General features: G+C 64.6%; 10 protein-coding genes. 6 read left to right on the plus strand and 4 right to left on the minus strand.

Annotated elements, in window-relative coordinates:
- Positions 1 to 1,629, plus strand: coding sequence for a GMC family oxidoreductase (locus CLM73_RS00475; RefSeq protein ID WP_105236866.1), 1,629 nt, complete (start codon positions 1 to 3; stop codon positions 1,627 to 1,629).
- A 10-nt stretch (positions 1,630 to 1,639) separates the two neighbouring features.
- Positions 1,640 to 2,005 carry a carboxymuconolactone decarboxylase family protein gene (locus CLM73_RS00480; protein ID WP_199778222.1) on the plus strand — a complete coding sequence of 122 codons (366 nt, stop codon included), beginning with the start codon at positions 1,640 to 1,642 and terminating at the stop codon, positions 2,003 to 2,005.
- Between the two features lie 7 nt (positions 2,006 to 2,012).
- Here the strand turns inward: CLM73_RS00480 and CLM73_RS00485 are convergent, their stop codons facing one another.
- The gene (locus CLM73_RS00485; RefSeq protein WP_234015772.1) at positions 2,013 to 2,462 is read right to left on the minus strand and encodes a hypothetical protein; all 450 of its coding nucleotides are present in this window, start codon (positions 2,460 to 2,462) and stop codon (positions 2,013 to 2,015) included.
- Between the two features lie 164 nt (positions 2,463 to 2,626).
- Between CLM73_RS00485 and CLM73_RS00490 the strand changes: the two genes are divergently transcribed.
- The 3 genes from CLM73_RS00490 (at position 2,627) to CLM73_RS00500 (ending at position 6,796) form a co-directional block, all read left to right on the plus strand.
- On the plus strand, positions 2,627 to 3,154 hold the full coding sequence (locus CLM73_RS00490; protein WP_105236867.1) for a sigma-70 family RNA polymerase sigma factor: 528 nt from the start codon (positions 2,627 to 2,629) through the stop codon (positions 3,152 to 3,154).
- A complete protein-coding gene (locus tag CLM73_RS00495) occupies positions 3,144 to 4,196 on the plus strand; it encodes a FecR domain-containing protein (RefSeq protein WP_105236868.1) in 1,053 nt (350 codons plus the stop codon). The genes CLM73_RS00490 and CLM73_RS00495 overlap by 11 nt, the downstream gene beginning before the upstream one ends.
- A 113-nt stretch (positions 4,197 to 4,309) precedes the next feature.
- Entirely contained in the window at positions 4,310 to 6,796 is a 2,487-nt protein-coding gene (locus tag CLM73_RS00500; protein ID WP_234015773.1) for a TonB-dependent siderophore receptor, read from the plus strand.
- Positions 6,797 to 6,862: 66 nt separating this feature from the next.
- On the opposite strand, the gene CLM73_RS00505 is transcribed toward CLM73_RS00500, so the two are convergent.
- The gene (locus tag CLM73_RS00505; RefSeq protein ID WP_105236869.1) at positions 6,863 to 7,237 is read right to left on the minus strand and encodes a glutaredoxin family protein; all 375 of its coding nucleotides are present in this window, start codon (positions 7,235 to 7,237) and stop codon (positions 6,863 to 6,865) included.
- A gap of 219 nt (positions 7,238 to 7,456) precedes the next feature.
- Between CLM73_RS00505 and CLM73_RS00510 the strand changes: the two genes are divergently transcribed.
- Entirely contained in the window at positions 7,457 to 8,533 is a 1,077-nt protein-coding gene (locus CLM73_RS00510; RefSeq protein ID WP_105236870.1) for a hypothetical protein, read from the plus strand.
- 3 nt (positions 8,534 to 8,536) lie between these two features.
- On the opposite strand, the gene CLM73_RS00515 is transcribed toward CLM73_RS00510, so the two are convergent.
- Together CLM73_RS00515 and CLM73_RS00520 are read right to left on the minus strand one after the other, a co-directional pair.
- Complete coding sequence (locus CLM73_RS00515) at positions 8,537 to 9,772, minus strand: MFS transporter (RefSeq protein ID WP_105236871.1); 1,236 nt, start codon at positions 9,770 to 9,772, stop codon at positions 8,537 to 8,539.
- Positions 9,773 to 9,906: 134 nt separating this feature from the next.
- Positions 9,907 to 11,931, minus strand: coding sequence for an acetyl/propionyl/methylcrotonyl-CoA carboxylase subunit alpha (locus CLM73_RS00520; RefSeq protein WP_105236872.1), 2,025 nt, complete (start codon positions 11,929 to 11,931; stop codon positions 9,907 to 9,909).
- Between the last annotated feature and the right edge of the window lie 36 nt (positions 11,932 to 11,967).

The following is an 11,967-nucleotide window of genomic DNA, read 5'->3' on the forward strand; positions in this document are numbered from 1 at the left end:
ATGGCTGCAGAAACGTTCGATTTTGTCGTTGTCGGCGCGGGCTCCGCGGGATGCGTCCTGGCCAATCGGCTCTCTGCATCGGGGCGCTACCGCGTACTGCTGCTGGAAGGCGGCGGCGAAGACGCCAATATGTGGATCCATATCCCGTTGGGTGTCGGCAAGCTGCTGACCAATGAGAAATACGCCTGGCCCTTTCGCACGGAGCCGCAGCCTGGCATGGCGGGTCAGCAGGTGTACTGGCCTCGAGGCCGCGTCCTCGGGGGCTCCAGTGCGCTCAATGGCATGGCTTATGTCTGGGGCGATCCGGCGGAGTACGACAGCTGGAGCCGCATGGGCGTCGAGCACTGGCGCTTTGCGGATATCCAGCCGTACTTCGCCAAGATGGAAACCTATCCGTATGGCGAGAACGCCTTGCGGGGAAAAGACGGCCCGGTGTGGATTACCGATCGTGGCGTTCGCGACCCCGACAAGATCTCGGACGCCTTTGTCGATGGATGCCTGCAAGCCGGCATCAAACGCACGCCGGACTACAACGGCGGTCCGTATGAAGGCGTTCGATACCTCGAACAAAACGCACGGAACGGCCGACGCCAGACGTCAGCTGTGGCGTATCTGAAGCCGGCGCGAAACCGCAAGAATCTGTCGGTTCGCACCAATGCATTCGTGCGCCGTGTCATCGTGGAGGGCGGACGCTGCACCGGCGTCGAATACGAGCACGAAGGGCAACGACTGATCGCGAATGCAGCCGTGGAAGTAGTACTGAGCGCCGGCGCGGTCCAGTCGCCCCAACTGCTGGAGCTTTCCGGCATTGGAGACCAACAGCGCCTGACAGACCTGGGTATTCCAGTGGTGCGGCACGTACCGGCCGTGGGCGAGAACATGAGCGACCACTTGCAGGTGCGTTGCACCTACCGTACCTCCATTCCTGAAACCATCAACGACATCATGCGTAGTCCGTTCTATCGCATGAAGGCGGGTCTGCAGTATGTGTTGACGCGCAAGGGGTTGATGGCCGGGACGTCGTCGACGGCGCACGCAATCACCCGCACAAAACCTGAGTTGCCGCACCCCAATGTGATGGTCCGCATTTATCACATCAGCGGCAAGGATCGATACTCGCGTTCAGGCGTCGGCGGTATCGACAAGTTCTCCGGGTTTTCGATTGGCGGGTTCATGCTGTATCCGCGCTCTCGCGGGTATGTGCATTGCGTGTCGGCCGACCCGAAGGTCGCACCTGCCATCCAGCCGAACTACCTTCAGCATGAACAAGACAGGCAATGCGCCGTCGATCTGCTGCGACTGATCCGCAAGGTCGCGGACCAGCCCGCCATGCGCGAAGTCATCGTTTCAGAGGAGCGTCCAAGCTCGTCGATCGAGACGGACGAAGGCCTGCTTGATTACATCAAGGAATCGGGGCAAACGGCCTGGCATACCGTCGGCACGTGCCGGATGGGCAAACCCGAAGAATCCGTTGTGAATTCCCGTTTGCAGGTGCATGGCATCGCCGGACTGCGCGTGGCCGATATTTCAGTAATGCCGACGATTGCCTCATCCAACACAAATGCGGCGGCGATGATGATCGGAGAACGGGCGGCCGATTTCATGCTCACGGACGCTTCACGTCATTGAGGAGACAACATTGAAACCTGACAGCACACCGCTTTGTGATGAGCACATTGCCAAGGGCGATTGGAATCCCTTGTGGGACCAGTTACGGGCGTTGGATCCCCAGTTCATGGAGGCCTATCTGGCGTTCAGAAGCGTCCCGCAGCGTAATGGCCCCTTGCCGCAGAAATACAAAGAGCTGATCCTGATCGCGATCAATGCCGCGACAACCCACCTGTATGGACCGGGTGTGCGGCGGCATATGCGTAATGCGATTGCGCATGGCGCGACCCGGGCTGAAATTCTGGAAGCGATTCAGTTGACGACCGTCATGGGCATCCATTCCTGCAACCTTGCGGTGCCCATCTTGATGGAGGAATGGCCGACTGACGGCGAGTGATCCGGTTTCAGTTCGGCTTCCACGTCACGCCATCCTTCGTCCGATACTCCGGCGTTCCCGTGCAGCACCCGCCCGCCCCGAGCGCCTGCCGCCCGATGAACGCCGTCACGGTGCCCTTTTTTTCCGTCAGCGATTGACTCAAGCATGACGTCGGCAAGGGGTAGAAGTCGCCCTCCAGCACCAGCGTCCAGGTCACGTTCTCCCCTTCGGCTGGATCGACGCGATACACCTTGCAGTTGTGCGCAAGTAGATGAATGGGCTTTCCAGCGAGCATGCCTTTGAACTGATGTTCAGCCGGCGCCTCGCGCGTGGCGATGGTTTCAGCGGTGAGCTTTGACCCTGCCGGCGGTGGCGGCAGTTGGGGTTCGCATGCGGCAAGCAGGCTGGTCGCGCATAGCGTCATGGCGACGCGGCGGGCGGAAAGCTTCAGCGATGGTGTTGTTTTCTGGGTGGCCATACTCGCTCCTTGGGCGACATCTTAGGCCTCAAATACCAAACTCACGCCAGACGAACAGCCGCAAAGCGAAGAACCCATCCCGAAGCCCCCCGCATCATCCAATCCGGTCCATTCCGCCTTCACCCCTATAATGGGAACCATTCCCATTAGCAAAGCCCCGTCCGATGTCCGCCAACCCCAGCGCCAGTCCCGACGCCGGTATTTCGACGCTTTACCGTGACCACCATTCCTGGCTGCATGGCTGGCTGCGCCTGAAGCTTGGCGACGCGCATCGCGCGGCGGATCTGGCGCAGGACACGTTTGTTCGCCTGCTCTCGGCCAATTCCTCCACCCAAACCGAAACCGCCTTGCGCGAGCCGCGCGCTTACTTGCGCACTATCGCCAACCGCCTTCTGGTCGACCATTGGCGCCGCCAGGAAATCGAGCGCAACTATCTGGCGGTGTTGCAGACCTATCCCCAACAGCATTGGCCGTCGGAAGAGTCGCGCCTGCTGATCCTGGAATCGCTGGAGCAGATCGCGCAGATGCTGGGCCGGTTGAAGCCTGAGGTACGCGAGGTGTTTCTGCTGGCGCAGATGGAAGGCCATACCTGCCCGCAAATCGCGCGGCAGGTGGGCAAGTCGGTGGCGACGGTGGAGCGCTATCTGGCGCAGGCCCTGCAACACTGCTATCGCCTGGTCTATGAGTGCTGATCGCGTGGCGTCGGCCAAGCCCGGCGCGGGTGCGGATGCCACCCTGAACGGCGCGGACGATGCGGCGGTGCTGGACGCCGCCATCCGTTGGCGCATCAAGCTGCAATACAACAAGGCGGACGCGTCGGCGTGGCGGGCGTTCGATGTGTGGCTGGGCGCTAGCCCGGCGCATGCGCTTGTCTGGGAGCGGTTGCAAGCGCTCAGCGCGCGTTTGCAGCGGCCCGCGATGGACATGCCGCCGGAAGCCGCGGCGCAAATTCTTCGGCAGACGGGAACGGCGCAGGCGCTGCGCTCGCGGCGCAAGGCGTTGATGTCGCTGGGCGTGCTGGCCGCCGGTGGTTGGATGGCGTGGCAGGCGCGCGACGCGCAATTGGTTCAGCATGCGCTGGCGGATGTAGCCACGTCGCGCGGCGAGCGGCGGCGGGTCGTGTTGCCGGACGGCGGCACGCTGGTGCTGAACACGGACACGGCGGTCAACATCCGTTATGGCGATCTTGCGCGCCGGATCACGTTGCTGGCCGGCGAGGTCTACCTGATCTCCGGCAGCGACCCGCTGTCGCGTCCGCTGTTTGTAGAGACGCGCGATGGTCAGGCGCGGGCGTTGGGGACGCGCTATCGGGTGCGTCAGTGGGACGAGGCCAGTGAAGTGTCGGTGGACGAAGGCATGGTCGCCATGCTTCCGCGCGATGGCGGCGACGCGGCCGGAAAGACACTGCAGGCAGGCGAATCCGCGCGGATGACGCGTCAGAAGGTATTCAGTGCGGGGCCAATCGATACCCGCGTGATGGATGGCGGCGCCTGGGTCGAAGGTGCGCTGTCGGTGCGGGACATGCCGCTCGCCGCATTCCTGCAGGAACTGTCGCGCTATCACGGCGCAATCGAATGCGACCCCGCCGTGGCGCGGCTTAGCGTATCCGGCGTGTTCCAGCTGGACGACACGCACAAGGTGTTGGCGCTGCTGCGCCAGATCCTGCCGATCGAACCGCAATCCGGCCGCCTGTGGTGGGGCGGACGCGTGACCCGGGTGCGGGCGCGCGCGTGATGGACGACGCCAGGCAAAAAATATTTGAGGGGATCGGCGAATTCGTTCGTCATACCGCTTGAAGCAGTGCGCACTGCCCAAGATGGACCGACCCTCATTGGAGTAACCCTTTCGTGAAGACCTACCGACACCCGGCCGCCACGGCGCTGGGCGACCGGGCTTGCTTGCGCGCCTGCCCCACCCCTTCCCTTGCTGTGCTGCTGCCGCTGGCGGCGGCGCTCGGTCTGGCCGCGTTGTCCGCCAGCCCGACGACTGTGCGCGCTCAGACAGCGCCTGCCGTGAACGAACCCTCTGCCCCGTCGCGCGCCTATGCAATTGCACCGGGACCGTTGAACGACACGCTGGCGGAATTTGCCCGGCAGGCCGGCATTTCGCTGGCGTACTCGTCCGCGCAGTTGAACGGTGCGCGTAGCGCGGGCCTGAATGGCCAGTATGGCGTGGCGGACGGTTTGCGCGCGCTGCTGTCGGGCACGGGCTATCGCGCCGTCAATGTGGATGGCGGCATCCGCATCGAGGCCGAGCCGCAATCCGCGGCCAGCACGCTGGCGCCGGTGCTGGTGACGGGCGTCTTCAATGCGACCACCGAGAACACGAACTCCTACGCGGCCCGGGCGGCGACCATCGGCAAGACGGAAGAGGCGCTCAAGGACATTCCGCAGTCCGTCACGGTGATCACTCGCCGGCGCATGGACGATCAGAACCTGTCGACCATCAGCGAGGTGCTGGAGAACACGACGGGCGTGACGATCAGTGAAGTGGCCGACGGCGGCCGCAATTTCTATTCGCGTGGTTTCAAGATCACGAACATCCAGTACGACGGCGTGCCGCTGTCGCGCAGCTTCTACGCGGTGGGCAACAGTTTCACGGGCAGCACGGCGTATCTGGATCGCGTCGAGGTGTTGCGGGGCGCGCAAGGTCTGATGGAAGGCGCGGGCCAGCCGGGCGGATCAGTCAACCTCGTGCGCAAGCGGCCTACGGCCGAGACGCAGGTGCTGATGGAAGCACGCGCGGGCTCGTGGGATCACGTGGGCGGCATGCTGGACGCGGGCGGCGCGCTTAACGCCGACGGCAGTCTGCGGGCACGTGCGGTGCTGGACTACGACACCAAGGGTTCATTCATCGACGTGGTGAAGGAACGCAACACCAACCTTTACTTTGCGCTGGACTACGACGTGTCGCCGCGCACGACGGTGGGCGCTGGCGTGCTGGTGTCGCGCGTTCGATCCACGCCCTTCTTTGGCGGATTGCCGCGCTACAGCGATGGCCGCTCGCTGGATCTGAAGCGTTCGACCTTTCTGGGCGCGGACTGGAACCAGTGGGACCGCGACGAGACGCAGGTCTTTGCCGACCTGACGCATCGCTTCAACAGCGACTGGCGCCTGAACATCGCGGGCACGTACGTGAAGGAAAGCAGCTTGACGTCGGCACTGGATGCGACGGGCGCGGTGGACCCTGTGACGCTGATGGGACCGATGCGCAATGCCTGGAACTACGACAAGTCCGCCGAGCACTTTGGGTTTGATGCCAATGTGAATGGCCGCTTCAAGACGTGGGGCATGGCGCAGGACCTGACGGTGGGTGTGAGCATGTCGCGCCTGAAGTCCAGCGATCGGATCGAGTACGCGTCCAACTATCTGCCGCTGGATGTGTTCCATCCGGATCCGCATGTGCCCAAGCCCGAGAGTTTTCCGGATTCGCAGCGGCTGTCCCGCTATGACCCGCACGTGCAGAAAGGCATCTATGCGCAGTTGCGCAGCAGCCTGACGGACGATCTGACGCTGGTCTCAGGCGGGCGATTCAGCTGGTTTGAAAGCCGCTATACGACGCAGGCCGCGACGTGGGACGACGTCAGCACCGCGAAAGCCAGCGCCGAGTTCACGCCGTTCCTGGGCCTGGTGTACGCGCTGACGCCGCAGTGGTCGGCCTATGCCAGCTATGCGGACATCTTCGAGCCGCAGACGGCCACCACGCTGGACGGCAGCATCCTCAAGCCCATCGTCGGCGCCAACTATGAAGTGGGCATCAAGGGCGAGCTGATGGACGGCAGGCTGAACACGTCGTTCGCCGTCTATCGGATCGACCAGAAGAATCGCGCGGTGCAGGATTACGAGGCTGGACCGGTCTGCAATGGGGGCTATTGCTCGCGCGCAGCGGGCAAGGTTCGCAGCCAGGGCTTCGAGGCCGAGATGAGCGGCGAACTGGCGCCGGGCCTGCAAGTGGCCGCAGGCTATACGTTCAACAGCAACAAATATCTGAGCGACCCGGAGCGTGAGGGACAGACCTTCAGCGAGGAAACGCCACGGCACATGCTGCGCGTCTGGAGCGAATACCGCCTGCCGGGCGAGCTGAATCGGTTGAGCCTCGGCGCGGGCGTCAATTGGCAGAGCGCACTGACGAACACGATTTCAAACGTGCGGCGTCCTTCGTATAGCGTGTGGAACGCGCGCGTCGCGTACGACCTGACCTCGCATTGGACCGCGGCGGTGAATGTGAACAACCTGTTCGACAAGGTCTACTACGAGTACCCGGGCTATCTGGAAAACCGCAACAACTACGGCGCGCCGCGCAGCGTGCTGCTGACGCTGCGGGGTAGGTTCTGACGCGTTCTTGACGCAATTGAAAACGGCCTGCCGGATGTTTCGGCAGGCCGTTTGTCTTATGCGCGTTCAGGCGACGTTGGCAAACCGCTTTTCCAGGTACGCGATGATGTCGTTGGACTCGTACACCCAGCGCGTGCCGTCGGCGTCTTCGATGCGCAGGCAAGGCACCTTCACCTTGCCGCCGCCCGCCTGCAATGCGGCGCGCGCTTCGGGGTCGTTCTTAGCGTCCTTCAGCGCGACTGGCACATTGAGCCGGTGCATGGCGCGGCGTGTCTTCACGCAGAACGGGCACGCCTGAAATTGATACAGCGAGAGCGCGGCCGCGTCGGCGTTGACGGCGGCCTGGCCTTGCGGCGAGCGCTTCTGCGGACGCGGACGGGTCAGTGCGTCGCCCAGGACAATGATTTGACCCAGGCCGACACGCAGGGCTTTGACGAGCATGAATGGGGACTCGGAATGGTGAGAGAGGGTGTCAGTCTACTCTGTGCGGCTGCATTGGCGCTTGCGGGGCGCGGGCAGGACGCGGATGCGATCCGGCGCATTCCCTGAATGCGCGTCGCGATATCATGCCCTGGCGTCTTCGCCCTTGGCCCGGTTCAGCCGGACGGGCGGCAGGCGCTGATAGGCTCAACATCCGAACTCATAAAGGAACGAAGAACGATGACGCTGTTTCGCCGCGTGCTTGCCCTTGTATGCGTGTCCGCCCTGTCCGCCCCGCTTGCTGCCTGGGCACAGTCACCCAGCGATGAAGCGCTACAAGCCGAGGCGGCAGCCATGCGGAAACGGCATCTCGCCAACACCGACAAGCTGTTCGATGAAGCCCGCAAGGACATGGCGATCGTGGTGATCCCGACCGTCAATTTCGACGCGGGAACGCCGCGCAACTTCGATGACGCGGCCGTGCGGGATCAATTTACCCGCCAGAGCAGCACGCTCCTGCATTGGCTGCATAAGACCGAGAAGGGCTTTGCGATGACGGTCGGCCAAGGCAAGCACAAGTTCAATTTCTCGGATACGGGCCCGCTGTTTCAGACGACGCGCGGCGCGCTCGCCTATCAGGTGATTCCGGTGTGGCCCGGCGAATACCGGCTTAATCGCATTACCTACCATCAGCCGCGCACGGCGTTGCCCGACTCGGATGCGCGCGCGAAATCGATGGACTATCTGAAGAACCTCGGCATGGCCACGCTGACCGAGACGGCGGATATCGACTTCAAGAAGGAAGGACCCTGGACGCCGCTTGTGCCTAGCGAGGATGGGCTGGGCGCCGGCTGCGAGGTCACCTTGCGCTTCGGCGAAGGCTGCAATGAGGCCGCGCGGGAGTATCGCTGGGTGGAGGGAGCCAGGCGCGCGTTCCACAATCGCGAGGCAGAGATGTTGCCGGTCGCCGGCGTCGACACGGAACTGCTGTTCACGCCGTTGGCCACAATCACGCTGGAAGCGGGCGATGTGGTGCTAATGGATGGGTACAGGATGCCGGACGACCAGCCGCTCATGGTCAAGGATTCATGCGGGGTGTTGGCGCGGGAATGGGTGTGTTTGGTGGAGTCGATGACGCTGGAGCGTCTGCCCGCCAGCATTGAGGATTTTCGGAAGGCGCGTAGTGCTGCCAGTTTTGAGTTGCCGAAGCTGGATGCTGCGTTGCAGGAGCTGGTTTATCGGGAGCCTAAGTATTACTTCGAACCGGCGGCTGGGGCGCCGAATCGGTTTGAGATGAGCAAGGAAGGCTGGAAATAACGCCTAGGTCTGCGCCACCTCATTCCCATTCAACGTCCGAAGCCGCCTCAACTCCGGGAACCACCGCATCCACAGCGCGGCGACCGCAATCGTCCCCACCCCGCCGATCACGACGGCGGGCACTGCGCCGAACAATTGCGCGGTGAGCCCAGATTCAAATTCCCCCAGCTGATTCGACGCGCCGACGAACAAGGTGTTCACGGCGCTGACCCGCCCCAGCATGTGGTCGGGTGTATTCAACTGCACCAGCGATGACCGCACGACGACGCTGACCGCGTCTGCCGCACCCAGCACGACCAGCGCGGCGATCGAGAGCGGTATCGACGTCGACAATCCGAACACCGTGGTCGCCAGCCCGAACACGATGAGCGAACCGAACAGCAGCCGGCCAACGTTTTCACCGAGGCTCAACCGTGCCAGCATCAATGACATCAGCGCCGCACCGCACGCAGGCGCCGCACGCAAAGCACCAAGCGCCCACGGACCTGCATTCAGAATGTCCTTCGCAAAGATCGGCAGCAGCGCAGTCGCCCCGCCCAGCAACACCGCAAACAGATCCAGCGACAGCGTGCCGAGCAGCAACCGGCGCTGGAAGATGAAGGTGATGCCGCCAAACAGCGTGTGCCACGTAGTGGGCTCCTTGCGCGGCGGCGCGCGTTCGATGACGAGGGTGGCGATGGCGATGAAGGCTGTCAGATACAACGCGGCGGCGACGCAGTAGATCCACCCTGCTCCGAGGCTGTAGCCGACGCCGCCGAGCGCGGGGCCGGCAATCTGCGCGATCTGGCCGCCGGATGAGGACAGCGCGGTGGCGCGCGGCAGCCATTCGCGGGGGACGACGGCGGGGATGAGCGTGGAGAGCGTCGGCGCTTCGAAGGCGCGTGCCGAGCTCATGATGATGATCGTGGCGTAGATGAGCGTTTTGCCGCCGACGCCGTGCAGCGCGGCGATGGCGAGCACTAGGGTAGCCAGCGCTTCTAGCGCCATGCAGATGGCGACGATCTTGCGGCGGTCGTAGCGGTCGGCGACGTGGCCGACGACGAGCGTCAGTGCGGCCATCGGGAGGAACTGGGCGAGGCCGATGAGGCCGAGGTCGAGCGCGCTGCCGGACAGCGCGTAGATCTGCCAGCCCACGGCGACGGAGACGATCTGGAACGCCAGCGATGCCGCGACGCGGCCGCAGAGGAAGTGCAGGAACGGCGGACGGGAAAGCGGACTGGGCGTGTCGGCGGCGGACATGGTGGGCGTGGCGCGGGGGGAAGCGCCGATTCTAGGCGAGGGGCGCTGACGGACAGCTAAACCCGCGCTCGCCGCATAAACAAAACGGCTCCCGGCGATACCGCCGGAAGCCGTCGGGTACGTTCAAACCGCCGTTACTCGATCGAGACGAGCTCGGCGCCTTCCGTCACCTGATCGCCCACCCCATAGAACACTTCCCCCACCGTACCGTCGGCGGTCGCAGAAATGGTGTGTTCCATCTTCATCGCTTCCATCACGAGCAGCGGCTGGCCCTTTTCGACCTTGTCGCCCGCCTTGACGGAGATCGAGATGATCTTGCCGGGCATGGGCGCGGCCAGACCGGCGCCGTGGTCCCCTTGCGTGTCCTGCGAGTGCGTCAACGCGTCATACAGCTCCAGGACGTGCGAGCCGTCCTCGCGGAAGACGTAGGCGCGGTCGCCATGCAGAACGACGGTGCCGGCGCTCTCGTGGCCTTGCAGCGTGATGCGCAGGCCGTAGGCCAAATTGGGATTGGCGCTGGCGTGCGAGCGCCAAAGGAAGGGTCGCGCGCCGGCGCCGGTGTCCAGCGTCCACGCGCCGCCCTGACGGGCGACGGTGACGTGACGGGCTTCGCCGTTGTCGGTCCATTGCAGTTGACGCCGATACTGGCCGCCCAAGCGCCAGCCGTCGCGCGCGTCCCACGGGTCGGTGGGGCCTTTGCCCGCGCCTTGCGCGCCCGGCTGTGCGAGCCCTTGCCGCACCAGTACCGCAGCGGTGGCCAGGGCCAGCGCGTCGGCGTCGGCGGGTTGCGGGTCGGGCAGCAGCGTGGCGCGTTGGCGTTCGATGAGGCCGGTGTCCAGATCAGCGGCCGCAAAGGCGCTGTCCTTCATCAGCCGCGCCAGGAAGGCGACGTTGGTCTGCACACCGACAGCCTGCGTCTGCGCCAGCGCTTGCAGCATGCGGGCGCGGGCCTGGTCGCGATCGGCGCCGTGCACGATGAGCTTGGCGATCATCGGGTCGTAGAACGGGGTGATGGTGTCGCCCATGCGCACGCCGCCGTCGACGCGGATGTCGCCGTTGGCAAACGCGGTGTGCGGCGGCAGGCCCAGGTAGGCGAGCGTGCCGATCGACGGCAAAAAGCCCTTCTCGGGGTTCTCGGCGTAGATGCGGGCTTCGATGGCGTGGCCGTTGATGCGCAGGTCTTCCTGGCGCGCGGGCAGCGGCTGGCCGGCGGCGACGCGCAGTTGCCATTCGACGAGGTCGTGGCCGGTGATCATTTCGGTGACCGGGTGTTCGACCTGCAGACGCGTGTTCATTTCCATGAAGTAGAAGCGGCCGTCGGGCTCGGCGATGAACTCGACGGTGCCCGCACCCACGTAGCCGACGGCGCGCGCGGCCGAGACCGCGGCCTCGCCCATGGCGCGACGGCGCTCTTCGGTCATGCCGGGGGCGGGGGCTTCTTCGATGACCTTCTGATGGCGGCGCTGCACGGAGCAGTCGCGCTCGAAGAGGTACACGCAGTTGCCGTGCGTGTCGGCGAAGACCTGGATTTCGATGTGGCGCGGCTTTTGCAGGTAGCGTTCGATCAGCACGCGGTCGTCGCCAAAGCTGGATGCGGCTTCGCGCTGGCAGGAGGCCAGTGCATCGAGGAACGCGCCGGAGGATTCGACGATGCGCATGCCCTTGCCGCCGCCGCCCGCGCTGGCCTTGATGAGGACGGGATAGCCGATGGCGTCGGCCTGCGTCTTGAGGAACTGCGGGTCCTGGTTGTCGCCGTGGTAGCCGGGCACGAGCGGCACGCCGGCTTTTTCCATGAGGGTCTTGGCGGCGGACTTGCTGCCCATGGCGGCAATGGCCGATGCCGGCGGGCCGACGAAGGCGATGCCGGCATCTTGCGCGGCCTGGGCAAAGGCTTCGTTCTCGGACAGGAAGCCGTAGCCGGGGTGGATGGCGCCGGCGCCGGTGTCGCGCGCGGCTTGCAGGATGGCGTCGGCGCGCAGGTAGCTGGCGCGCGGCTCGGAGCCGCCGATGTACACGGCCTGGTCGCAGGCGGCGACGTGGCGCGAGTTGGCGTCCGCGTCGGAATAGACGGCGACGGTGCGCAGGCCCATGCGGCGAGCGGTGGCGGCGACGCGGCAGGCGATTTCGCCGCGGTTGGCAATCAGCACAGTATCGAACATTGCGTTATCCAAGCTGGAGTGTTCGGAAAGGGCGCG

It is taken from the genome of Achromobacter spanius (genome assembly GCF_002966795.1).
GTDB lineage: Bacteria > Pseudomonadota > Gammaproteobacteria > Burkholderiales > Burkholderiaceae_B > Achromobacter > Achromobacter spanius_D.

What these genes read in the sequence shown, in the direction of transcription:
- CLM73_RS00510 (WP_105236870.1), top strand. Translation starts at nt 7,457, where the DNA reads ATGACGCTGTTTCGCCGCGTGCTTGCCCTTGTATGCGTGTCCGCCCTG.
- CLM73_RS00490 (WP_105236867.1), top strand. Translation starts at nt 2,627, where the DNA reads ATGTCCGCCAACCCCAGCGCCAGTCCCGACGCCGGTATTTCGACGCTT.
- CLM73_RS00520 (WP_105236872.1), bottom strand. Translation starts at nt 11,931, where the DNA reads ATGTTCGATACTGTGCTGATTGCCAACCGCGGCGAAATCGCCTGCCGC.
- CLM73_RS00485 (WP_234015772.1), bottom strand. Translation starts at nt 2,462, where the DNA reads ATGGCCACCCAGAAAACAACACCATCGCTGAAGCTTTCCGCCCGCCGC.
- CLM73_RS00495 (WP_105236868.1), top strand. Translation starts at nt 3,144, where the DNA reads ATGAGTGCTGATCGCGTGGCGTCGGCCAAGCCCGGCGCGGGTGCGGAT.
- CLM73_RS00475 (WP_105236866.1), top strand. Translation starts at nt 1, where the DNA reads ATGGCTGCAGAAACGTTCGATTTTGTCGTTGTCGGCGCGGGCTCCGCG.
- CLM73_RS00515 (WP_105236871.1), bottom strand. Translation starts at nt 9,772, where the DNA reads ATGTCCGCCGCCGACACGCCCAGTCCGCTTTCCCGTCCGCCGTTCCTG.
- CLM73_RS00505 (WP_105236869.1), bottom strand. Translation starts at nt 7,237, where the DNA reads ATGCTCGTCAAAGCCCTGCGTGTCGGCCTGGGTCAAATCATTGTCCTG.